The 23,513-nt window shown below is 54.8% G+C and carries 16 protein-coding genes; 9 read left to right on the top strand and 7 right to left on the bottom strand.

What is annotated here, in order from left to right; genetic code table 11:
- Nucleotides 1–130: 130 nt before the first annotated feature.
- Together xylA and xylB are read right to left on the bottom strand one after the other, a co-directional pair.
- Entirely contained in the window at nt 131–1,468 is a 1,338-nt protein-coding gene (xylA, locus tag B4O97_RS16145) for a xylose isomerase (RefSeq protein ID WP_083052419.1), read from the bottom strand.
- Nucleotides 1,469–1,486: 18 nt separating this feature from the next.
- A complete protein-coding gene (gene xylB / locus B4O97_RS16140) occupies nt 1,487–2,977 on the bottom strand; it encodes a xylulokinase (protein ID WP_083052418.1) in 1,491 nt (496 codons plus the stop codon).
- Nucleotides 2,978–3,066: 89 nt separating this feature from the next.
- Here xylB and B4O97_RS16135 point away from each other — a divergent pair, with 89 nt between their 5' ends.
- The 6 genes from B4O97_RS16135 (at nt 3,067) to B4O97_RS16110 (ending at nt 10,427) form a co-directional block, all read left to right on the top strand.
- Complete coding sequence (locus B4O97_RS16135) at nt 3,067–3,918, top strand: helix-turn-helix transcriptional regulator (protein WP_083052417.1); 852 nt, start codon at nt 3,067–3,069, stop codon at nt 3,916–3,918.
- 35 nt (nt 3,919–3,953) lie between these two features.
- Nucleotides 3,954–5,435, top strand: coding sequence for a sigma-54-dependent transcriptional regulator (locus B4O97_RS16130; protein ID WP_083052416.1), 1,482 nt, complete (start codon nt 3,954–3,956; stop codon nt 5,433–5,435).
- Nucleotides 5,436–5,597: 162 nt separating this feature from the next.
- Nucleotides 5,598–6,092: a hypothetical protein gene (locus B4O97_RS16125; protein ID WP_083052415.1), complete on the top strand. Its 495-nt coding sequence runs from the start codon at nt 5,598–5,600 to the stop codon at nt 6,090–6,092.
- A gap of 130 nt (nt 6,093–6,222) precedes the next feature.
- Nucleotides 6,223–6,966 (top strand): fimbria/pilus periplasmic chaperone, encoded by a 744-nt coding sequence (locus tag B4O97_RS16120; RefSeq protein ID WP_158084353.1) that lies wholly within the window; start codon nt 6,223–6,225, stop codon nt 6,964–6,966.
- On the top strand, nt 6,950–9,439 hold the full coding sequence (locus tag B4O97_RS16115) for a fimbria/pilus outer membrane usher protein (RefSeq protein ID WP_083052413.1): 2,490 nt from the start codon (nt 6,950–6,952) through the stop codon (nt 9,437–9,439). Before B4O97_RS16120 ends, B4O97_RS16115 begins: the two co-directional genes overlap by 17 nt.
- 22 nt (nt 9,440–9,461) lie before the next feature.
- Nucleotides 9,462–10,427: a hypothetical protein gene (locus B4O97_RS16110; RefSeq protein WP_143305771.1), complete on the top strand. Its 966-nt coding sequence runs from the start codon at nt 9,462–9,464 to the stop codon at nt 10,425–10,427.
- Between the two features lie 14 nt (nt 10,428–10,441).
- On the opposite strand, the gene B4O97_RS16105 is transcribed toward B4O97_RS16110, so the two are convergent.
- A complete protein-coding gene (locus tag B4O97_RS16105; protein WP_158084352.1) occupies nt 10,442–11,635 on the bottom strand; it encodes an MFS transporter in 1,194 nt (397 codons plus the stop codon).
- A gap of 86 nt (nt 11,636–11,721) precedes the next feature.
- Nucleotides 11,722–12,198, bottom strand: coding sequence for a heme-degrading domain-containing protein (locus B4O97_RS16100; RefSeq protein ID WP_083052410.1), 477 nt, complete (start codon nt 12,196–12,198; stop codon nt 11,722–11,724).
- A 65-nt stretch (nt 12,199–12,263) separates the two neighbouring features.
- On the opposite strand from B4O97_RS16100, the gene B4O97_RS16095 reads away from it, so the two are divergent.
- Entirely contained in the window at nt 12,264–13,379 is a 1,116-nt protein-coding gene (locus tag B4O97_RS16095) for an Ldh family oxidoreductase (RefSeq protein ID WP_158084351.1), read from the top strand.
- Between the two features lie 8 nt (nt 13,380–13,387).
- Here B4O97_RS16095 and B4O97_RS16090 read toward each other — a convergent pair whose 3' ends face one another.
- The 3 genes from B4O97_RS16090 to B4O97_RS16080 form a co-directional block, all read right to left on the bottom strand.
- Nucleotides 13,388–14,743 (bottom strand): dicarboxylate/amino acid:cation symporter, encoded by a 1,356-nt coding sequence (locus tag B4O97_RS16090; RefSeq protein WP_083052408.1) that lies wholly within the window; start codon nt 14,741–14,743, stop codon nt 13,388–13,390.
- Nucleotides 14,744–14,883: 140 nt separating this feature from the next.
- Entirely contained in the window at nt 14,884–16,767 is a 1,884-nt protein-coding gene (locus B4O97_RS16085) for a sensor domain-containing diguanylate cyclase (RefSeq protein ID WP_158084350.1), read from the bottom strand.
- 88 nt (nt 16,768–16,855) lie between these two features.
- On the bottom strand, nt 16,856–19,318 hold the full coding sequence (locus B4O97_RS16080) for an FAD-dependent oxidoreductase (RefSeq protein ID WP_083052406.1): 2,463 nt from the start codon (nt 19,316–19,318) through the stop codon (nt 16,856–16,858).
- A gap of 250 nt (nt 19,319–19,568) precedes the next feature.
- Between B4O97_RS16080 and ileS the strand changes: the two genes are divergently transcribed.
- Together ileS and B4O97_RS16070 are read left to right on the top strand one after the other, a co-directional pair.
- On the top strand, nt 19,569–22,688 hold the full coding sequence (ileS, locus tag B4O97_RS16075) for an isoleucine--tRNA ligase (RefSeq protein WP_083052405.1): 3,120 nt from the start codon (nt 19,569–19,571) through the stop codon (nt 22,686–22,688).
- Entirely contained in the window at nt 22,661–23,503 is an 843-nt protein-coding gene (locus B4O97_RS16070; protein ID WP_083052404.1) for a hypothetical protein, read from the top strand. The genes ileS and B4O97_RS16070 overlap by 28 nt, the downstream gene beginning before the upstream one ends.
- Nucleotides 23,504–23,513 lie beyond the last annotated feature (10 nt).

The raw sequence follows: 23,513 nt of genomic DNA, 5'->3' as shown, positions 1-23,513 counted from the left end.
ATACCAGCAGAACAAGGAGTTTGCTTCAGATCATCCCCACGGTTCGGGACACTAACGGAAAATTAATTAGTGATGAAAAAAAACCGCCGGAAATATTCTCCGGCGGTCCAAATCTCTCTTCTCTTCTGAATCAGCCGAAAAGGATCTGGTTTATGGCGTTCTCGATCTGCTCCTGTTTGCCGCTGATCTTGGGGATCTCTTTTATCCCTGCGGCGTAGTCCCGCAGATCTTCAAAGCTGAGTTTACCCTGCTCAAACTCTGCTCCCCTGCCGCTGTTATAGCTTTCGTAGCGGGAGTCCCGGAATTTCTTCACAAGACCCCGGGCGATTATCCTGTCCGCTGCCTCCAGGGCGATGGCAAAGGTGTCCATTCCCCCGATATGGGCATGGAAAAGATCCTCAAGATCGGTGGAGTTACGCCGTACCTTGGCATCGAAGTTCAGGCCGCCGCTTCCAAGCCCACCGTTCTGAAGTACAACCAGCATTGCGTGGGTGGCGTCGTAGACATCTGTGGGAAACTGGTCGGTATCCCAGCCGTTCTGGGGATCCCCACGGTTGGCATCAATGGAGCCGAGAAGGCCCGCGTTGGCGGCCACGGCAAGGTCGTGAGGAAAAGCCTTTCCAGCCAGGGTGGCATGGTTGGCTTCTATGTTGATCATGAAATCTCCGGCCAGATCGTAGGTTTTCAGGAAGGCGATTACCGCGGCGGCATCGCTGTCGTACTGGTGCTTGGAGGGTTCCATGGGTTTCGGTTCGATGAGGAAGGGCCCTTTAAAGCCGATCTTACGCCCATAATCCCGTGCCAAGGAGAGAAAACGGGCCAGGTGTTCCTGTTCCCGTTTCATGTCGGTGTTGAAGAGCTGGGTGTATCCTTCACGGCCGCCCCAGAATACATAGTTTTCTCCCCCCAGCTTTACGTTTGCATCAAGCATCGCCTTTACCTGGACTGCAGCCCGGGAGAGTACCCGGAAATCCGGGTTCGTGGCTGCTCCGTTCATGTAGCGCGGATGGGAAAACATGTTTGCCGTATTCCACAGGAGTTTCATTCCCGTTGCCTTCTGCCGTTCCAGCAGCATGGAAGTGACGGTTTCGACGTTCTTTTCGTATTCCTTCACGTCGTCGGCATCGGGGGCTGCGTCTACATCGTGGAAGCAGTAGTAGGGAGCTCCCAGTTTTGTAAAGAACTCAAAAGCGGCATCGGCCTTCTCTTCCGCCTCCTTCAAAGGATCCTTGGCCTGATTCCAGGGACGGTCCTGGGTGGCGTCGCCGAAGGGATCCGAACCGTCTTCCGTCAGGGTGTGCCAGTAGGCGACGGCGAAACGCAGATGCTCCTTCATGCTTTTGCCTGCAACAATCCAGTTCTCGTCGTAGAACTTGAAGGCCAGGGGATTGTCCGACTCTTTTCCTTCGTAGTTGATTTTGCCTATTCCGGGAAAATACTCTTTCCCACCAATAAATACCTTGCTCATATCTCCTCCTCTGAGAGTTTATTTGTACAGTGGTGTCAGCAGTTCAATATAACGGGCGTAACGTTTGTAGCCCTCCTGGTATCCGTCTCTGTTTTTTCCGGGTTCAATAAGTTCCGTCTCCTGGCTGCCGGTATGCTCTTCCACGTAATCCGCCATGGAGGAGACTCCTGCCGTGTTTTCAAAAACATCCCGGTACCAGAGGGCCTGCAGGGCAGCCCCCAGTGCTGCGCTGTCGTGAAAGTTTGGCAGCCGGACCGGGACACCGGTGATGTCCGCCGCCAGTTGCCGCCAAACCCTGCTCTTCGATCCTCCGCCGGTCAGGGTAATCTGCCGGGCCGACAGACCGAGTTCTGACAGGCTGTTCAAGCCGAGGCGCATGCCGTAAATCGCAGCTTCCATGGAGGCCTTCAGAATGTTCTCCCTGCCGGTATTTGTCGAAGAAAGCCCCATAATGCTTGCCCTGGCAAAGGGCAGGTTCGGCACCCGCTCGCCGGTAAAGAAGGGCAGGACGGTAACCCCGTTGCTGCCGGGAGGGACGGAGCCGACCAGTGCATCCAGCTGATCAACATCAACATCAAAGAGCTTTCTGGTCTGTTCCGTCGCCACGGTGCAGTTCATGGTGCATAACAGGGGCAGCCATCCGTCATTGGATGAGCAGAAAGCCGCAATGGTGCCTGCAGAGTCGATTATGGGCTTTGACGAGAAGGCAAAGAGGGTCCCGGATGTGCCCAGACTCATGCTGACCTGTCCGTCCCGGACAGTGCCTGTTCCGAGGGCAGCCATCATGTTGTCTCCGCCGCCGGTGGAAACGGGAATTCCCCGGGGGATTCCGAAACGCTCCGCTGCTTCTCCGCTGACCGTGCCTGCACCGTCTCCGGGAGCCCGGTGTTCCGGGAGCATGGTAATCAGCTTCGGATCGATCACCCCGCAGAGTTCAGCGTTCCAGCTGCGATCCCGTATGTTCAGCAGACCGGTACCCGAGGCGTCGCCGTACTCCATGCTGTATTCCCCGGTCAATACAAAGTTCACATAATCGTGGGGAAGCAGCACGTGGGCCATGCGGGCAAAGAGTTCCGGTTTGTGTTTTTTAAGCCAGAGGATCTTGGCGGCGGTGTATCCGGGAAGGATAAGGTTCCCGGCCTGCTGAAACAGTTTTTCCTCTCCCCCGAAGGCGCGGGTAATCTCCTCGCATTCCGCCACGGTGGATGTATCGTTCCAGAGTTTTACCCGGTACAGCACATTTCCGTCCTTGTCCAGGGGAACAAAGCCGTGCTGCTGTCCTGAGACCCCGACCGCAACGGCTGTTTCGCGGATTTCTGCTGGAACCCGGGACATGGACTCCTGAATGGCGGATATCCACCAGGAAGCCTCCTGTTCGCTGGTTCCGTCATCCCCGGACAGGATATTGTGAGACGCGCTGCCTGTAGCGGCAATACGCTTATTTTCATAATCGTAGAAGACAACCTTGGTGCTTTGGGTTCCTACATCGATCCCTATTACTGTCCTCATAAATTTTCCTCCGTCACTGTTTAAAGTATCAGCCCGGAGATGCAGAAAACCCATGGACAGGAGTGATAAAACATGCATAAAATTGATATATGACTATAAAAGAAGCGGTCTTTGTCTATCATCTCAGGGAGCCCGATGAGATGCAGTGGCACAGCCGCTTTCACTACCATGGATCGGATGAATACGAGGTTCACTATTTCCTGGGCGGCCAGGGAAGGTTTCTGAACGGCAACCAGAGGTTCATTCTTGAGCCGGGCTCCCTGTTTATCTCCCCTCCGGGGGTACGGCACCGTATCGAAGCCAGCGATACGGAAGACCCGATCTCCTATTATGCCCTTCTGCTCCAGGTTGACGACGAAGACGGTGAGCTTCGCTCACTTCTGGAACAGGATCTGAACTGGCAGCGCTGCTACAGGATAGGGAACACCTATCGCTTTTTCTTTGAGGAGTTGAGGGAAAAAGCTCTTTCCGCGGCGGCCTATATGCAGATGTCTGCCGTACATCAGCTTGTCTCCTTTATATACCTGCTTATGGGCGGTGACAGCAGCCTTCGGCAGGGGAACACGGAGAATATCCATATAGAAAAGGCCCTTATGCATATGCAGAACTCTGTTTTTAAACGTACGAGTCTGAAGAGCCTGGCAGGACGTCTGCGGATATCCGAGGAGCATCTTATCCGTCTGTTCAGGCATAAGCTCAAGACCACTCCCATGAAATACCTGACCAAATTGCGCATCGAAGCCGCCACCAGTATGCTGATTTCCAGTGACATGTATATCTACCAGATCGCCGAGCGACTTCAGTTCAACTCGGAGTTCCACTTTTCCCGGGTTTTCAAGAAATATACCGGACGCTCCCCAAAAAACTATCGCAATCTCTACCGTCAGCTTATCGGGCAGAGCCCCGAGCACGAATCAATTCTCTATATAAATACCCAGTAATTGGGGTATTCCCCTTTAATGCCGATAAACTATATATGGAAAACCCACAGTTCACTCTTCTGGCTGTTGATGACGATGCGACACAGCTGGAGCTGCTCAGGGTAATTTGCGAAAAAATCGAGTTTCCCTCCATAGAATATCTGAGCGCCGAAACCGGTACCCAGGGGCTGGAAACAGTAAAAAGCCGCAGCGTGGACCTTGTTCTGACGGACTACCGGCTTCCCGATATTAACGGTCTGGAGGTTCTTAAGCGCATCAAGGCCGATAACCCCCTTGTCAGTGTCGTGGTAATGACCGCTTTTGAAGATGCCCGGGATGCAGTTCACATCCTGCAGAACGGCGGAGACGATTACCTGGTAAAGCCCACCAGAAAAGATGAGATCGAGCATCTCATTGTCCGGATTTTTGAAAAGAGCTGTGTTGTCCGGGAAAATCAGATAGTACAGCGGGAGATCGAGGAGAGTTTTGACGGCCTTTCCATGGTTGTGTTTCAGAGCAGGGCAATGCAGCAGGTTCTTAACCTCGTATCCCGTTCAGCCCGGAGCGACGCAATTATACTGATCACCGGAGAAAGCGGTACGGGAAAAGAACTCATGGCGCGGCTTATCCACAAATCCAGCCTGCGGAAGGAACAGCCCTTTGTCACGGTAAACATTGCGGCCCTGCCGGAGTCCCTCATGGAGAGTGAACTCTTCGGCCATGCGAAGGGCTCTTTTACCGGGGCGGATCAGGACCGTGCCGGCAGATTCGAGGAGGCCGACGGAGGCTCCCTCTTTATTGATGAGGTCGGAGACATTCCCCCCTCCATACAGGTAAAGCTGCTCCGGGCAATTCAGTTCGGCCAGATCCAGCGTCTGGGAGAAAACCATACCCGCCAGCTCAATGTGCGCATAATTGCTGCCACCAACCGGGATCTGGAAGGACTGGTGGCGGAAGGAAGCTTCAGGACGGATCTGTACTGGCGTCTCAATGTCGTGAATGTAACCATCCCGCCCCTGAGGGCCAGGAAAGAGGATATCCCCCCCCTGGTTGAGCATTTTATCCGGATTTTCAATCTGAAGAACAATCGTTCCATACAGGGGATCACCCGGGAGGCCCTGGATCTTCTTATGAGACTGCCTTTTCACGGTAATGTGCGGGAACTCGAGAACATGATAGAGCGGGGAATCATTATGGCCCGGGGTACGCATATAAGTCTTCGGGATCTGGAAAGTGCAGGAGTCAAAACATCCTTTGAGGACGAGATTCATCAGCTCTGCGATTCAGCCACCGGAACCGACTATCAGGAGAAGATGAACAGCTTCGAAAAGCAGCTGATCAGCTGCGCCCTGAAGGAAGCAAAGGGTAACCAGAGCGAGGCGGCCCGGAGACTGAAAATCAGCGAACGCAGGCTGCGGTCACGCCTTGAAATCCTGGGAATCCATAATTCTCCCGACCAGGAAGCGTCCGGCAGCGGTCTCGACGCAAATGTCGAGCTGCCTCGTCATGACCGTCGAGACCGGGGAATTCAGGATTGAGCTTCTGGAGATATCTGGTATAAGAAAAGAAGATACGTGAAGACGGTATGCGCGTAAGTAATTGTAATATAAATATTTATGTTGGTTCCTTTTTTTGTTCGGTGAAGTTGGCACATAAATTGCATTACTGTTAGTGAAACCCGAAAGGGTCAGGAGGATTATATGAAGAAATTGATTATTGTAACAGCCGTTCTTGCTGTTCTTACCGTTGTAGTAAGTGCCCAGACAAGCGGTACCCTGTTCCTTCAGGGAAGCGTACCCGAGATTCTTGAAATTACAGTGAATGCCGAACCCGGAAGCGATGCCCTTGATCTTTCCATAGACGCCTCGGGCGTCAAGGTCGCCACGGTAATCGAGCGCAGCAACAAACGGACCGGTTATACCGTAACCCTGGAATCGAGCAACGCCATGGCCGCCGGCAGCGATACCCCCCAATTTGTGGACACCACCGGCACTGCAAGCCTGAACTACAGCATCAGCTACGGAGGATCTGGAATTACTCTCAGCAGCGGATCAGCGGTCATCTCCGATGTCAGTACCAAGTCCCCCGGAAGCGGAGCGGCCAACGATGTGGCCATAAGCTACAATGGAGCCACCGATTTCCCCTATGAAGGCACCTACAGCGACACCCTGACCTTCACCATTGCGGCAAAGTAGAGCAGGGTGGCCTGAAATACCAGGTCTGCAGCTGATGCCGCAAAGCCGTCCGTTTAGCCTGGGCGGCTTTTTTGTTGAACGGAAGAATCCGATATTATAGATGGTGTAGAAGAAGATGAAGGGGGTCCTGATGAAGGCTAAAAAGATACTGGTTTTCCTGTTTCTGAATACTCTGGTGCTCGCAGGACTCTGGTCCTTCTCTTTTGAACCAATATCCCGCAGCTTTACCCCTTCGGGACGCGGGGCGACCCAGAGTTTCCGTCTGAAAAACGATGGCCAGGACTATATAGCTATTCGTATCAGCATGTTTACACGAAGAATCGACAGTGACGGTCAGGAGGCCCGGGAAGCTGCAGATGAGCTTTTTACCGTCTACCCCCGGCAGGTAGTGCTGAAGCCTGAATCGGTGCAGACCGTACGGGTTCAGTGGAAAGGACCGGCGGATATATCCAGCGAACAGGCCTACCGTATACTGATAGAACAGGTTCCGGTGGATTTTGGCGGAGAAGCCGCCACGGACAGCGGAATACAGATTCTTTTCCGCTATCTCGGCGCCATTTATATATGCCCCCCCGAAGCTTCCGCCGACGTGGTGGTTCAGAAAGCAGAGATCAGCGGCGGAGAGGGGTCTGAAACCCTTGAGATAAGCCTGCATAACCGGGGAAATAAACACAGTATCCTGAACGACCTGAATATTAGCATCCGCAGTGCAGTCAATGGGGCTGTTCTCCTTGAGTATCCCCCCGAGCTTCTGGGCGGTATAAACGGAGAGAATCTCCTTGCCGGTGGAACAAGAACAGTCAGACTGAAAATTCCGGAAGGTTTTGAGAAAGGGCCTCTGGATGTCGAACTCAGCTATGATTCGGAGAATTAGTACCGGCATCTCCATACTCTTTCTCCTGGCCATGCGGATAAGCGGACAGGATGCTCCGGACCCGGCTGCAGAGATCTTCATGCAGGCCTTTGGTGACACAGCAGAGGCCCCGGCGCAGGAGGATGCGGAGATCCTTCTTTTGATTCGAATAGACGGAGAATTCTCCGGCGAGCTCTCGGCGCATATCACGGCTGATAACGAGGTCCATCTGCCCCGGGAAGCCCTTTTTGAACTTCTGGAACCGGGGCTTTCTCCGGAGGGCATCAGCGGCATCCGGGAGAGCTTCGGGGGGGACTCTGTCAGGCTCGAGGATCTGGTTTCGTACGGTTTCGATGCCTGGTACGATTCTTCCATGCTGCAGGTCGAGATCCTCACTCCCCCCGAACTGCGCCGGAGCAGAGACCTCAGACTGCGGCATGCCCCGCAGCATATCGATCCGGCGGATATTTCTGCCGACCCCTACAGCGCATACATGAACTACTACAGCAAAGCGGAACTCCTGTACCGGGCCGATGGGGAGGAGGCCGTATACGATGTTCCCCTCCAGCTGAATCTGTTTCCTAATCTGCAGTTCCGGCGATGGGTTCTTACCGGGGGAGTCAACATGACCAGCTATCCGGAAAAAGAGGTGGAACTGGATTCCCTGCGGCTGATCCGGGATTTCCCGGAGAACGGACTGCGTCTTGCCGCAGGAACCCTGGACAGTCCCTCCTATGCATCTATTCCCTCGGTCCCTCTGGATGGAGTTGGCATCGGTACGGAAAAAGCCCTCTCCGATATCGCCAGCCCCTACCGCTCCCTCTCCCGGGAACTTCTCCTTGAACAGCCGGCGGAGGTCTCCATCTATCTCAACGGCCGCCTTCTGAAAACCGAGCGCCTCGACGCGGGGGTACATAATCTGCTGGATTTTCCCTACGTGGGCGGTCTCAACGAAATCAGGATCGTTATTACCGAACAGGACGGCAGGGAGCGGACCATCGAAACCATCGTTCCCTTTGATTCCGGTCTGCTCCGGCAGCAGGAATACTCCTTCGCAGTAAGCGGAGGAACCCCTCAGCATGAATTTTCCGATCCCCTGGCGGCGGGTTTTTTTTCCTACGGACTGCTTCCCCGGCTTACCGGGGGAACAGCTCTGCAGATAGACCGGGATACATATATCGGCAATCTCTCCCTGGTTTCAGCCCTCCCGTTCGGCAATCTGGGTCTCGGCTTTGGAGCTTCCGCCGGGTTGGACCGGGATCCCGGGATACATTCCCGTCTTCAGTATCGCGTTGCCTTTCCGTCCCGGCGCAGCATACCGAGTCTGGGGGTCCAGGTCGAGTATTATGACGATGCCTACCGCAGCTCTGTACTCAGCGAGGCCCCGTCGGACTATATCTGGCGTTTCAGCTCGAGTATCGGCCAGGTCCTGCCCTTTTCCGCATATGCGAGTATCATGACAGCCTATGCCCTTGGACGGGGAGAGAGCCCGGACAGTCTGCAAGGCTCCCTGACCCTGTTGAAGGGCTTCGGCCGCAGTGCTTCCATGTCTTTGAGTTTTTCCCTGAACCACGATACCCAGGAGGGCTGGGAGTGGCGGGGGCATCTTGCCTTCTCCCTGAGTCCCGATAATTCCGGACAGAACCTGCAGTATTCCCAGGATCTTAAATCCGGAGAAGGGGGCCTGGGATTCAGCTGGCGGGATACGGAGGACCCTCAGCAATGGGTTTATACCGCATCGGTTCAGGGCTACCCGCCTGCCTCCGCTGATCAGACTGTCGCGGATATGGGCTTCCACTACGATGCGCCCTTTCTTCGAGCCAGTATAAACAATTCCCTGTCCCGGACAAATTATGATACCGGCAGCAACACCACAAGCAATAGGCTGGGGGCCGGTCTCGGCGGGGCCGTCCTTTTTGCAGGTGGAAATTTCGCGCTGAGCCGGCAGGTGCAGGACAGTTTTATCATGCTGGTACCTGATGATGAACTGCAGAATGAGCTTGTGAGCGTCCGCAACAGCCGGGGAAGCGGCGGCACAAAAGAGAGCAGGGGAGGTGTTATTACCTACAGCGAGCTGAGCTCCTATACCCCTGCAACCCTGCAGATAGAGCTCCCCAATACATCTCCGGAGGTTCTTCTGAAGGAGGATATTGTGACGCTTGTTCCCTCCTACCGCAGCGGGATTACCGTTCCCGTCCGCCTTCGCCACAATCTGTTTGTCTCAGGGAGGCTGCTTACACTCCAGGCAGAGCCGATTGCCCTGCAGGCAGGGGAGCTTATTCCCCTGGATTCTCCCGGGGATGAACGGCAGCTCTTTTTTTCCGATGAAGAGGGTTTTTTTCAGCTTCATGATATAGAGGCAGGACGATACCTGCTGGTCCTTTTTTCCAGTACCGGGGCCCAGATCGAGCTTTCCATACCGGAAAGTCCGGAGGGTCGGGTCAGCCTGGAACCGCTGGTTCTGCCGGTGATACGGAAAGAACTCAGCCCCTGAACAGGAGGAACGAAAAATGGGTATGGACGGTTATTTAAAACGGCACATCCTTATGCTTGTGACTATGCTGGCGGTCTCCTTTTTCGTGACTGAGGGATTATGGTCTCTGTCCTTCAGGGGCAGAACGCCAAAGATTAACAATGCCCAGTTTCTCCTTGACCAGGAGGTCATAATCAGTGAAACAATCCGGGTCAACCACAAGGGCCAGGGGACGGACTTTTTCATTACCTTTTCCACCGGACAAAGCGGACAGTTTGCCAACCGTTATCTTCTTGATCCGGTCTCGGGGGGGATAATGTACTATCAGGTGTACGATAATGCGGCGGACCGCAGGATCCTGGTGGACCTGAGCGCCGGGCCCTCTCTGTCCCAGGTTCTCTCAGGCAGTTTTTCCGATGCGGAAGCAGCAGCCGGAGGCGGTACCACAAAGGACCTGACTTTTGTCGTGATTCTCGATCCCGACCAGTTCCCTCTGGCGGGTCAGTACGCCGAGGAACTCCGTCTGGAATTGTGGGCAGGTACGCCGGATAATCCCCGTGGAGGAGGACCTGAAGACACGGCCATCATGAGCATGAGCGCGCAAATGGACCAGGTTATGGATATCTCCCTGGTACCCTCTGGAGGAAGCTTCGATTCCAGCAGGACTGAATTGACCCTGGATTTCGGCGAACTCTATGCCGGCAGCAGGCGCCACGCGGACCTGATGGTCCGAGCCAACAGCGGCTATTCAGTTTATATGCGCTCCCAGAACAGCGGGGTCATGATGATTCAGGACGCCACCGATACCAGCAGCGTTCCCTATTCCCTGTCGGTGGCCGGCGGCGGGGTCGACCTCTCTTCCGGGACGGATGTGCCCGTGGTACCCCTGGGAGGACCCAGTACCATCAGGGGAGATCGCTACGACGTGGGCGTGGAGATCGAGGATTTCGGTATGGCCACCGAAGGCTTTTATACTGATATGCTGTTAATAACAATTGCGGCACAGTAAAGCTGGAAGATGTTTTACTGCCGGTTCTCCCTGTTCCGTACTTCCCTGCCGAATACCGGGGTTGATTTCAGAAACAGCATGGCAAAAGCCATATAGACCGCCAGCAGAATAAAGCCGAGCCATCCGATACCGAGATCTCCCATTACCCCGAGTATCGCCGGAGCCACACCGACTCCGCCTCCCACACCGATGGTTATTATCAGGGCATAGGTAATATTCTGATACTGGGCTTCGCCTATCTCGGAAAGGGAAGAGAGGGCCGCGGGGAACAGCACTGTCAGAAGCGCCGGCTGGGCAATTACCGCCACAGCCAGGGGTATACCCTTCAAAATACCGAGCAGGGCGGTACACAGGGCGGAGAAGAAGAGCACTCCGAAAATGGTGGCCCGTCTGCCGATATGGTTGATAACCGGTCCCGAGCGAAGCAGCAGGATTATGCCGGTTACCCGGGAGATGGAGAGAAGGACATTCACGTACTGGGAGGAGAGTCCGTGTTCGGTAACCAGATAGGCGGGTAATATGGCGTAGACACCCTGCTGACCCGAAAGGGCTGCGGACATGATTACCATGCCCAGTATGGTGGTTCGCAGTCTGAGGATTTTCCCGATGGTACTGAGCCGGGGCGGGGCCCCCATGCCGCTGCCGGGTGCTCCCCAGCGGAGAAACACCATGCTCCCGAGGAAAACAGCCACGGAGAGACATAATAGAACACCCCGCCAGCCGAACCACGGCTCCAGGGCAAGGACAATCAGAGGAGAGACAAGCAGTGCCAGGTTGGGTCCGATTTCATGAAAAGAAAATGCCGTACTCCGGTGTTCAAGGCTGATGGTGGTGTTTATCATTACAAGCCCGGAGGGAGGATAAATCCCGGCACCGGCTCCGATCAGCACCATTCCCATGGAAAGAGGCAGAATCCCCCAGGATACCGCAGAAAGAAGAAGACCCAGGGATATGGCCGCCAGAGCAGTGACGATTGCCTTACCGTGACCTATCCTGGAGGAAAGAAATCCGGCAAAGAGTATGGTTACACCGTAACTCAGGCTGATCATGAAAAACAGGGTTCCCGCAGTGGAGAGGCTGATTCCGAGTTCCTTCTGCAGCATCGGCATAAGGGGAGAGAATATCGTCCGTGACGTCATGGACAGAAATATGGCGATAACCAGCATGGTGATCATCAGACTGGGATTGATTTTCTTGGGCTGACTCATGCGCCCCATTATGTGACTGAATCTTGGCGACAATCAAGGGGGGTGTCTGAACAATTTCACGTGATAATTCATAAATGGTATATTACTTACCCCCGGGTCAGGAATTTCCTGATCTCCGAAACCACCAGGGCATGGTCTTCCTCGTGGGGAAGTCCCGAAACCGCTATGACCCCGATTACCCCGGCATCCCTGATTTTCAAGGGGAAAGCTCCTCCCGAGGGGGCGTAATCCTTTTCATCAAGTCCCCGGTCTCTCAGGTTCTGACCCCGCTGTTGCAGCAGGAGGAAGAAATGGTAGGAACTCCTGAAAACCCGGTTAACGACGCGTTTTTTGCGTTCCACCCACTGGTCATTGTCCATGGTCGTCCCGTCCATGGCATAATGAAAAAGACGCTGTCCGTGGCGCTCGATGTCGATTGTAATATGTATGTTCTGTTCTTCCGCCCGTTTCAGTATCCCGAGACCGAGCTCCAGGGCATCCCGGTTGGTGAATGTTCTGAACTGAAGCTCCTCTTCTTCCTGAATACACCGGGCAATTCTGTTTTCAAGGGTTTTCGTGTCCATTATATCTGCCTCCACTGCAGAGTATGCAGGCGGGACAGAAATTTCGCAAGCATCGAGTACCGGATATGGGGCCTTCCGTTGTTGATTCCGATCCTGCCTGTTACAATATCCACATGGAAAAGAAGAACTATCGAAGAGCAGATGCGAAACGACTGACGGAACTGGCCTCTTTATCCCTTCAGAAAGTCGGGGTGTCCAGGGATGATGCGGATCTCACAGCCGCCATTCTGGTGGATGCCGATTTGAGGGGAATAAAGACTCATGGTGTAATGAATCTTTACAGCTATTATGTAAAGAAGGTGCAGGACGGTATTATCAATGGAAAGCCCGAACTCTCTGTTGAGCGCTGCACACCCACAACAGCCCTCCTGGATGCGGATAACGGACTGGGATTTATCGCCAGTCACCGGGCCATGGAACTTGCCATGGAGATGGCCGAAGAGTACGGCATGGGATGGGTAAATGTCTTCAACAGCAACCACAACGGAGCCGGTTCCTACTACGTGAACATGGCCGCGGAAGCGGGCATGCTGGGAATGCAGTTTTCCACCGGAGGTAATTCCGTGGCCGCCCCGGGGGGTAAAGGCAAGCTGGTGGGGAACAATGTTCTTGCCTTTGCAGCCCCTGCAGGAAAGAATCCCCCATTTATCTTTGATATGGCCCCCACCATGTCCATAGCCAACAAGGCCCATCTGATGTCCTGGGACGGTGAGACCATGCCGGAAGGCTATGTGATCGACGGAAAAGGGAATCCTGTTACCGATCCTGAAGGATATTTCGGTCCCGATTCCGCCGTTCTGCCCCTGGGAAGCAGCTTGAGCCACGGCGTCCACAAGGGTTTCGGCCTTCTGCTGATGGTGGATATTCTGGCCGGGATGCTCTCCGGTGACGGGGGGAGCATGCTGCGAAAGAAGGGGGTGGATACCCACAGTTTCTTCGCCATGAAGATCGGATGCCTCGAAGGCGGGCAGTTCACAACTCTTATGGACGAAATGATCGAAAAGCTGCACCGCTCCCCGGTTCAGGAAGGAATTTCCTCTGTGCGCTATCCCGGAGAGCGGGCCGCTCAGTCAGTGGAAGAGCGGCATAAAACGGGTATCCCCCTCCATGAAAACATCGCGAAAGAACTGGAAGCCATGGGAGAATCCCTGGGGATACCCTGCGATATCTGGCTGGACTGAACAGTCTTCTAAACCCCTTCAGGGGCGAGTTCACTGAAGTCCTGGCTGTTGAAGGCCTCCCGGTCGAACTCGCCCAGGGAGTTTCCCACGATCACCGAAGCGGTCAGATCTCCGGTAACGTTGGTACTGGTACGGAACATGTCCACCAGAAAATCGACTCCGGCGACCAGTCCTACCGCCTCTACCGGCAGACCGACGGTGGAGAGGGTGATAATCGTAAAGGCGGTTGCCCCCATGGGGACCGCCGCACTGCCGATACTCGCCAGTACCGATACGATGACTATAAGAAGATACTGAAACGGTTCCAACACAATGCCAAAAGCGTTGGCCGCGAATACCGCCACCATGGCGGGAAAAATTCCTCCGCAGGCATCCATGTTCATGACCGCGCCGATGGGACCGACGAAATTGGCTACCCGGGAGTTTACCTTGAGGCGGTTTTTCATGGTGTCTATCGTCAGGGTAAGGGTCCCCAGGCTCGAACGGGATGTAAAGGCCAGGAGCATGGCCGGAGAGGCGGCACGGTAAAAGCGGAAGGGATTAATCCTGGCGAGGCTGGTCAGAAGACCGCCGTATACAACAAGGATCTGGACGGCGCAGGCAGCGACAATGGCCAGGACAAAGAGACCCAGATCCGCAAGGGCTGCCATTCCCGTGTTGGACATCCAGTAGGCCATGAGCCCCAGTACACCGTAGGGTGTCAGGCCTATGATGATCCTGGTCAGGCGGATAACTACTCTGACAAAGGAATCGATCAGTGCTTTGAACGGTTCTATGCGTTCCTTGTTTTTTCCTGACTCTATTACCGCTGCGGTTCCGATGAACAGGGAGAACACCACCAGAGGAATTATCTTTGTCTCCGCTGCCGCTGCAACAGGATTAGACGGTATAAAATCCCGGAATCTGGCAATCACATCGGTGATCTGCTGGGATTCCCGGGCGGCCAGACCTGCAGTTGCCACTCCCGCACCGACCTTGAAAAGGGAGCCGATTACAAGACCCAGAATACTGGCGACAACGGCGGTGGATAAAAACAGGGTGATCGTCCGTAATCCCAGGACCTTCAGTTCCCGGGTGTTTTCCAGTTTAAGCAGCCCGGCAATAATACTGGTGGGGACCAGGGGAATGATGAGCATTCGCAGCAGGTCGACATAGCCGTAGCCCACCAGGGAAAACCAGCGCCTCAGTTCCGCCGATACCTCCGGGCTTTGAGTTGCATAGATCGCCAGGCCTGTTCCTCCGCCAAGGAGCATGGCGATGAAGACCCTGAGGGAAAACGGAACTCCAGCCCGGAATTTCGGCAGAGCGAGAATCACGAGAAGGAGCAGAAAAACTGCGAGCCAGATAAAAAAGGAAGCACCCATGATTAATCCTCCATATATGTTACTTATATTGTAAAGTATATAAAGATGATAGGATTAGTCAAGAATAGAATGACGCAAGCTGCTTATTCCCTCCGGCAGTCGCATCCCTGCAGAATCCATGTCCCATGGTATCCGATAGCTCAGGTGGGGGGAGTGTAAAGGACGATTCTGTTGCGTCCCGCGGCTTTTGCTTCATAGAGGGCGGTATCAGCTTTTTTGTATAATTCATCAATGCTGCAGTCTTCAGCGTCTCCATGACAGCAGATGCCGATGCTGATGCTGGGAAATGAATCCAGGGGATCCGGCGGGTCGATCTGCGCAATACCCGCCTGCAGTCGGGATGCCAGACCTTTTGCCTCCTCTCCGCTGCTGGCAGGCAGAAGCAGGGCGAACTCATCTCCTCCAAGCCTGGCAAATACGTCTCCCTTGCGGATGATTTTTTCTCCCGCAGCTGCTATCAGCCGCAGGATTTCATCCCCCAGATCGTGTCCATAGGTGTCGTTTACCGGCTTGAAGCGGTCCACGTCGAAGATGATCAGGCTGATGGATTCTCCGTTCTGACGCGCCTGTCCCAGGGCAATTGAAAACCTTTCGAAAAAGGCGCGGCGATTGGCCAGGGTCGTGAGAGGATCGGTCTCGGCAAGAATCCGCAGCCGTTCCTGTTCTTCAACCTCGTCAGTTGCATCGATGAGGAAACCCTCGATCTCGAAAACCTCCCTGTTTTCCTGTCCGGGAACAATCAGGGAGTTCATGGAGATCCAGAAGAAATCCCCCGACTTCCGTTGAAAACGGATCCGTCGGCCCTGGACCTCGTGTTTTTCTGAAAGCTCGGCCAGAAAGGTCTTTCTGTCCTCCCTGTCGGCATAAAAACGTTCAACAGAGTCGATCGTCTCCATCTCTTCAGGGGAATAACCCAGGAGCCGGATAAAATAGGGGTTTGCGTACAGAAGGGATCCCTCGCTGCGGGTTCGGAAAAAGCCAATGGGGGAACGCTCTATGATAAAGCGGAATACCTGTTCCCGGGACAGTCTTTCGTTTTCCGCTCTGCGGGTAGCCAGTATGACCTTATTGAACTGCTTGTTCAGAAAGGAAAACTCATCGTTGCTTCTGAATACCCTGCCCAGTGGTCGATTTTCCATCATGACCTCTTCAAAGTAGGAGGCCAGCCGGTGTGCCCTCGAGGCGAGCTTTATCACATGAAAAGCGAGGATTCCGGCGGAGAGGATGAACAGCAGAAACGAGAAGCCCAGGACCAGGCTTCGCAGGCGTTCAAAGCTCCTTGCCATGGACTTTCGCGGCACAACCACCGCGATTCTCCAGCCGTTGGAAAGGGGACTGCTGTATTCCACAAAGGTCTTGTCGCTCTCCCCGGGAAGCCCTCCGGTACGCACATCTTCAACGTCGGTTCCCACAAAGGGAGTTCCTTCGGTGTCCAGCAGGAATATAGAGCTCCCCCGGGGAAGCTGAATCTGATTCAGGATCTCCTGGAGTCCCTTGAGGGTTATATCCGCTGCAAAGACACCGATGGGCCTGTTCTGCGCATCCCGGAGCTGGACCACGGTACTGACGATAATCTGCCCGGTAATGATTTCAGCGTAGGGAGCGGTCCATGCCGGAGAGGTGGTTTCGAGGTTTATTCCCTTTTTATACGAGAGCCGTTCCCTGTGATCGTAATCCTCCGGCAGATCGAGATCGGGATACAGCTCTATGGTTCCGTCTTCCAGACCATAGTAAATGAAGAAACAGCCTTCCAGGGCAGGGTGTATGGATTCCCAATCGGCATGCAGTTCGGAAAAAGGAACCTCCCCCCGTATCCGTTTCTGTAAAAGAGGACTTCGGGCGAGGGCTTCAACGGATTTCTCCCGGGGAGATATCCATAAGCGATCTATGGAACTGCTGCCCAGGCGTACAAGTTCTCTGAGGTTTTCCTCCTGTACGCCCACCACAACATCATAGGCGGCGTTGAAGGCGATAAGCAGAAAAACCAGAAGAAGTGTACAGACAAAAACAGGTAGCAGTACCATGAAAAGCATACGGGTGGAAAGCCGATTTTGCATTACCTCGATGATAGATTGTTAAGCCCTTAATTTCAAGTTTTTTCTCATCGAGCCCCTATACGAACAGGCTTGCGCTGGATTCCTGGGCGCTCTCGAGGAATGTGGCGACGCCTCCGACCTCAACCCCGTCGATAAGCTCCTCCTTCTGTACCCCCATTATGTCCATGGACATCTGGCATGCCACGAGGCGTACTCCCGCCTCCCGGGCCTGGTCGATCATGGTCTCGAGGGAATCGACACCCCTGGATTTCATTCGCCGCCGCATCATGCGGCTGCCCATGCCGCCCATGTTTATCTTGCTCAAGGACAGCTTCCGGCTGGAGGCGGGCATCATCAGGGAAAACATCCTTCCCATGAGGTCTTTTTTTACCTTCGGTTTGTGCTGCGCCTTGATGACGTTCAGGCCCCAGAAGGTAAAAAAGAGGGTAACCTCCCGTCCGGAAGCCGCGGCGCCGTTGGCGATCACGAAGGAGGCCAGGGCCCTGTCCAGATCATCCGAGAAGACCACCAGGGTGGTTCCGTTGCCCTGACGCATCGGGTTCGGCGCAAGGGGGCGGCCTTTCTCTATTTCCGCTGTTATGACTCCTCCCTCGTGGCTGACGGAGAGCAGGCTGTTCCCTGTCATCCGGCACCAGGATTCCACGTCCCGGGCAAAACCGGGATCCGTCGCGGTCTGAACAAGCCTGTCGCCGGAATCGAGGCTTTCTATCTCCTTTTTAAGGCGCATTATCGGTCCCGGACACTGCATTCCGGAGGCATCGATCCGTTTGACCTGTATGCCTTCACTTTTTCTCGGGACCCCCTGGTAGATATGGTCGTCCTTTCCTATGAACTCTCCGGAGAAGATATCCTCGTTGCTCTGTTTCTGGGTGGAGATGGAGTAGGTTTTATAACCTCCCGAGAGGTTGGCGACATTGGAGAATCCGTGCTGCCGGAGAATCCGCTCCGCCACGTAGGCCCGGAGTCCCACACTGCAGAAAAGAACGATTTTCCTGTCCCGGGGGAGTTCTCCGATCCTTCGGCGCAGATCGTCGACGGGAATGTTCAGCGCAGATTCGACGCTTCCCAGGGCGTGTTCTTCCTCAGTGCGCACATCCAGCAGCAGGATGTCCTTCTTTTTTTCCGGATTGAATACCTCGGTCCAGCTTGCCTGCAGGCTGGTACCCTTTATTACGTTTTCCGCCACCATACCGGAGATGTTCACCGGGTCTTTGGCGGAGGAGAAGGGCGGGGCGTAGGCGTGTTCGATCTCCGCAAGGTCGCTGACATTGCCCCCCATGCCGATGATCGAGGCTATCAGGTCAATTCTCTTGTCCACCCCCTCGTAGCCCACGACCTGTCCCCCCAGAAGCCTGCCGTCTTCCGGATTAAAAAGGATCTTGATGGTCATGGGAATTGCTCCGGGATAATAGCCCGCGTGGGACCCGGAGTGGGTGATAACCGAGGTGTGGGGGATTCCGATCCCCTTGAGCAGTTTTTCCGGGAGACCCGTGGAGGCAACGGTAATATCAAAGACCTTGGCGATACCCGTGCCGATGGTCCCCTTGTAGGTTCTGCTGTTTCCCCTGACAATGTTGTCCGCCACAATTCGTCCCTGCTTGTTTGCGGGACCCGCCAGGGGGATTTTCATGGGATGGCCGCTTATGGGGTTGGGAAACTCTATGGCGTCTCCCAGGGCGTAGATATCCCTGTCGGAGGTGAGAAGATGGCTGTCCACCTTTATGCCCCCGGACTCCCCGATTTCGAGGCCCGCCTTCTGTGCGAGGGTTGTGTCCGGTTTTACCCCTATGGAAAGGATGACCATATCCGCTGGCAGGACCTTTCCGGAGCGCAGATGTACGCTCAGTTTTTTGTTCCGGTCCGGCTTGAAAGCGCTGACCGCATCCTCCAGGTAGAACTCCACATTCTTCAGCTTCAGGTGCTGATGGACCTCCGCGGCCATCTCGTAGTCCAGGATATTCATTACCTGGTTGGCCATCTCTACAATGGTGACAAAGATTCCGCGCCTGTGCAGGTTCTCGGCCATTTCAAGACCGATGAATCCGGCGCCCACGATTACCGCCCGTTCCGGTTTCTTCTCCGCTATATATTCATGGATTCTATCCGTATCCGGAACGCTCCGCAGGGTAAATATACCCTCCGATTCAATACCGGGGATCGGCGGTTTTACCGGTTCCGCCCCGGGAGAGAGTACCAGCTTGTCGTAGGATTCACTGTAGGTTCTGCCGCCTGTGAGGTCCCGGACTTCGATGCTTTTTTCTTTCCGGTCAATGGAGAGAACCTCGCTGTTGATCCGCACTTCGATATGGAAGCGGTCGTAGAAGGATTCAGGGGTCTGAACAAACAGATCGTCCCTCTCGGCGATGGTTCCGCCGATATAATAGGGCAGGCCGCAGTTGGCGTAGGAGATGTATGCTCCCCGCTCGAAGAGAATTATTTGGGAATCTTCGTCAAGTCTTCTCAAGCGTGCCGCTGTGGTCGCCCCTCCTGCAACACCGCCGATGATCAGGTATTTCATGCTGTTCTCCCTGTGTCGTGTGAATGAAACATATATAGATAAATATATATCAATAAAATAATGTTTACAAGGAACTTTTGATACGGGCATCTATAAAAACGTGGTAAAAAGAGTAGTTTTTTGAGGTGCCATTAATTCCTGGCGATTCATCCGGGGCTGCGGAATCCAGGCTCCCTTGACAGCGGTACTCCATTTTCTCTAGAATGTTGCGACCCTGGAACAAGAATATTCCTACCAAGGAGCGCAAGCTGTGTACAATCCCGTGGACCCGAAAGTGAGTTTTCCCAGAATGGAAGAAGCCATCCTCGAGTTCTGGAAGGGAAATAACATCTTCAAGAAATCCATCGAAAACCGCTGCGACTGCGAGCACTACTCATTTTACGACGGGCCTCCCTTTGCCACCGGTCTGCCCCACTTCGGCCATTTCGTACCGGGCACCATAAAGGACATAATCCCGCGCTACCAGACCATGAAGGGAAAAAGGGTTGAACGCCGTTTCGGCTGGGACTGCCACGGTCTTCCGGTGGAGTACGAAATGGAGAAGGAGCTCGGTATCTCCGGTAAAAAGGAGATCGAGGATTTCGGTATCGCCAAATTCAACGAATCCTGCCGCTCCATTGTTCTGCGCTACACAAAGGAATGGGAAACCGTCATGACCCGTGCCGGCCGCTGGGTCGATTTTGAAAACGATTATAAGACCATGGAACCGGACTACATGGAGTCCATCTGGTGGGTCGTAAAGCAGCTGTGGAACAAGGGCCTTCTCTACGAGGGACATTACATTCTGCCCTACTGTCCCCGCTGCTCAACGGTACTGTCGAACCACGAGTTGAACCTTGGCGGCTACCAGGACGTAACCGATCCGGCCATAACGGTGCGATTCAAAATCAAGGGAGAAGAGAACTCCTATCTCCTTGCCTGGACCACGACCCCCTGGACCCTGCCGTCCAACCTGGCCCTTACCCTGGGGCCGGATATCGACTATGTAAAGGTCGCCGATGGTGATGACTTCTATATTATGGCGGCCGAACGGCTCTCCGCCTACTACAAGAATGAAGAAGAGTACAGGGTTCTCTGGACAAAGAAGGGCAGGGACCTGACGGGAATCGAGTACGAACCCCTCTTTCCCTATTTTGCCGATATAGAGAGCCGGGACGCCTTCAAAACCTATACCGCTGATTACGTTACCACAGAGGACGGTACCGGCATTGTCCACACCGCCCCCGGCTTTGGCGAGGATGACTACAATGTCCTGAAGGATACCGACGTTCCCACGGTCTGTCCCGTGGACGGGGAGTGCAAGTTCACACCAGAGGTCAGCGATTTTCAGGGAACCTTTGTAAAGGACGCCGACAAGGCGATCATCCAGCGCCTCCGGGATGAGGGCAAGCTGATAAAGCGGGACAATTACCTGCACTCCTATCCCCACTGCTGGCGCTGTTCCAGTCCCCTTATCTACCGGGCGATCTCCTCCTGGTTCGTTGATATTGGCAAGATCAAACAGAGCATGCTCGATGCGAACCAGCAGATCAACTGGGTACCCGATCACCTGAAGGACGGACGTTTCGGCAAGTGGCTGGAGGGCGCCCGGGACTGGGCGATCTCCCGGAACCGCTACTGGGGAAACCCCATTCCCGTCTGGAAATGCGATACCTGCGACGAGGTCCACTGCATCGAGAGCCGGGCGGAGCTCGAAGAAAAATCCGGCGTCAAGGTCACGGACCTGCACAAGCATTATGTTGACGAAATAAGCTTTCCCTGCTCCTGCGGAGGAACAATGAGCCGGGTTCCGGAGGTCCTGGACTGCTGGTTCGAATCCGGCGCCATGCCCTATGCCCAGAACCATTACCCCTTCGAGGACCAGGAGTTTTTCGAATCCCATTTTCCCGCCAACTTCGTCTCCGAAGGTCTCGACCAGACCCGGGGCTGGTTCTATACCCTGACCATCCTGGCGGCAGCCCTCTTTGACAAGCCCGCTTTCCGGAATGTGGTTGTCAACGGACTGGTTCTTGCCTCGGACGGCAAAAAGATGTCCAAGTCCCTCAGGAATTATTCGGACCCCATGGAGGTCATGGACCAGTTCGGTGCCGATGCCCTGCGGCTCTTTCTTATGCATTCCGCGGTTGTCCGGGCGGAGGACCTGCGCTACTCCGACGACGGGGTGCGGGACGTTCTGAAAGGGGTAATTCTTCCCATCTGGAACGCCTACAGCTTCTTTGTAACCTACGCCAATATCGACGGTATCAGCCCTGAAGGGGCGCCGGAGCATCCCGACAATCCCCTGGATCGCTGGATTCTCAGTGAAACCGAGAACCTCGTGGGGCAGGTTACCGGGTATCTTGATGCCTATGACCTGCAGAAGGCCATCGGACCCATCGTGGATTTTGTCGACCTCTTGAACAACTGGTACATCCGCCGTTCCCGCCGCCGTTTCTGGAAGAGCGAAAACGACGGCGACAAGCTCCAGGCCTACGGGACCCTCTTCGAGGTGTTGATGAAGCTGGTCCACGTAGCCGCTCCCTTTACTCCATTTATTACCGAGGAGATTTACCAGAACCTCAAGATAAAGGATATGCCCGATTCAGTTCATCTGGCCGACTATCCCGAGGCGGACGAGTCCAAACGGGACTATGAGCTGGAACTCAAGATGAAGGTGACCCGGCAGGCGGTCTCCATGGGCCGGGCCCTGAGGGCCATGCACTCCCTGAAAACCCGTCAGCCCCTGAAGGCGATTCACCTGGTAACCCGGGAAGAGACGGAGCGGAAGGTGCTTATCGAGATGGAAGACATCATCCGGGAAGAGCTCAACGTCAAAGAGGTTATCTACCGGGAGAACGAGGAAGACCTGGTGGAGTACAGCGCCAAGGCCAATTTCAAGATCCTGGGCAAGAGCCTGGGCAAGATGATGAAGAGCGCCGCCGCAAAGATTCAGGAACTTTCCATGAGGGAAATCCAGTCCATTCTGGAGGGGGCAACCCTCTCAATAGATGTGGACGGCAGTCCCATCGAAATAACCGAAGAGAGCATTATCATTCAGCGGACCGAGAAGTCGGGTCTCAAGGTTCTCAACGAGGGCTCTCTGACCGTGGCCCTGGACCCGGAGATTACCGAAGAGCTTGAACGGGAAGGGGTTGTACGGGATATCGTGCGGGGGGTTCAGAATCTGCGCAAGGAGACCGGGCTGGAGGTAACCGACCGGATCCGGCTCAGCCTTTTCGGCGACGAGAAGGTGCAGGCCTCGGTACAGGACTTCAGGGACTACCTTACCGAAGAGACCCTTGCGGAGGAGTTCACCTGGGAAGAGATCTCCGACGGTGCCAGCATCGAGTGCGGAGAGACCTCATGCCTTATCGCCCTGGAAAAGGTCTAGGTAAAGTCGGCGCCGCGCTCATCGCGGCGCTGCTTTTTTTTGCGGGCTGCCGCAGTATCCCCCGGGAGGCCGCAGCCTATGTTGCTCCCCTGCCTCCGGAGGCCGTGCTGACGGCATCCCTGCATGCCGGATCCCTCCCCCCCGGTCTCGAAAACTCCATATTCCGTGTCTACGGGGATGATATCGCGGGGATTATGAAGAGGACTGAAGAACTCAATCTCTCCCTTTTCGACGACGGTGCTGCGGAACTGCTGCTGGAGGGGAATTTTCCCCGCTTCAGGACCTCCCTGGCTCTGGGCTTCAGCCGGAGCTGGGAGCTCACGGGCCGAAACCCCGATACCTGGACCTTAAGGGAGGCTGATGCACAGGTAAGCCTGCCCGAAGGCGGGACGCTCCTTTTCAGCAGCCTGGGAACAGACCGGATCCTCAGGGCCTGGGAAGATCGCTTCGAAAAGGGGCTTGTCCGGGAGAATGATCTTGTCATCCTTATCCCCGAAATGAAAAATTTCTCCCCAGGATTGCCCCTGGGGGGAGAATGCCGTATAGTCGGTACCTGGAGGGAGACGGATCTGGAGCTCTCCTTTTTATGGCGTTTTGAGGACGCCCGCCAGGCAAGGACCGCGCTCCCCCTCGCGAAGCTCCTTTTATGGGGCTTTATGAAAGGTCTGGATCCGGATTTTGACCGGCGGACCTTGAGTTCCCGGATAGACGGGTCGGAGGTTCAGATCGGCGGCATCCGCATGAACCCAGGCAGTATAGAACAGCTGCTCACCGAGTATGTTGATCTTCAGGCCTGGGGGAGAATCGGCTCATAACAGAACAAGG

This window comes from Marispirochaeta aestuarii, assembly GCF_002087085.1.
In the GTDB taxonomy this organism is placed as follows: Bacteria; Spirochaetota; Spirochaetia; order JC444; family Marispirochaetaceae; genus Marispirochaeta; species Marispirochaeta aestuarii.
This window is presented reverse-complemented; position numbering and strand designations above follow the sequence as displayed.

Bases quoted from the DNA above. Each gene is read 5' to 3' on its own strand.
- B4O97_RS16105 (WP_158084352.1), bottom strand. From the start codon at position 11,635: ATGAGTCAGCCCAAGAAAATCAATCCCAGTCTGATGATCACCATGCTG.
- B4O97_RS16135 (WP_083052417.1), top strand. From the start codon at position 3,067: ATGACTATAAAAGAAGCGGTCTTTGTCTATCATCTCAGGGAGCCCGAT.
- B4O97_RS16125 (WP_083052415.1), top strand. From the start codon at position 5,598: ATGAAGAAATTGATTATTGTAACAGCCGTTCTTGCTGTTCTTACCGTT.
- B4O97_RS16115 (WP_083052413.1), top strand. From the start codon at position 6,950: ATGATTCGGAGAATTAGTACCGGCATCTCCATACTCTTTCTCCTGGCC.
- B4O97_RS16120 (WP_158084353.1), top strand. From the start codon at position 6,223: ATGAAGGCTAAAAAGATACTGGTTTTCCTGTTTCTGAATACTCTGGTG.
- B4O97_RS16085 (WP_158084350.1), bottom strand. From the start codon at position 16,767: ATGGTACTGCTACCTGTTTTTGTCTGTACACTTCTTCTGGTTTTTCTG.
- xylB (WP_083052418.1), bottom strand. From the start codon at position 2,977: ATGAGGACAGTAATAGGGATCGATGTAGGAACCCAAAGCACCAAGGTT.
- B4O97_RS16130 (WP_083052416.1), top strand. From the start codon at position 3,954: ATGGAAAACCCACAGTTCACTCTTCTGGCTGTTGATGACGATGCGACA.
- B4O97_RS16070 (WP_083052404.1), top strand. From the start codon at position 22,661: ATGCCTTATCGCCCTGGAAAAGGTCTAGGTAAAGTCGGCGCCGCGCTC.
- B4O97_RS16080 (WP_083052406.1), bottom strand. From the start codon at position 19,318: ATGAAATACCTGATCATCGGCGGTGTTGCAGGAGGGGCGACCACAGCG.
- B4O97_RS16110 (WP_143305771.1), top strand. From the start codon at position 9,462: ATGGACGGTTATTTAAAACGGCACATCCTTATGCTTGTGACTATGCTG.
- B4O97_RS16090 (WP_083052408.1), bottom strand. From the start codon at position 14,743: ATGGGTGCTTCCTTTTTTATCTGGCTCGCAGTTTTTCTGCTCCTTCTC.
- xylA (WP_083052419.1), bottom strand. From the start codon at position 1,468: ATGAGCAAGGTATTTATTGGTGGGAAAGAGTATTTTCCCGGAATAGGC.
- B4O97_RS16095 (WP_158084351.1), top strand. From the start codon at position 12,264: ATGGGGCCTTCCGTTGTTGATTCCGATCCTGCCTGTTACAATATCCAC.
- B4O97_RS16100 (WP_083052410.1), bottom strand. From the start codon at position 12,198: ATGGACACGAAAACCCTTGAAAACAGAATTGCCCGGTGTATTCAGGAA.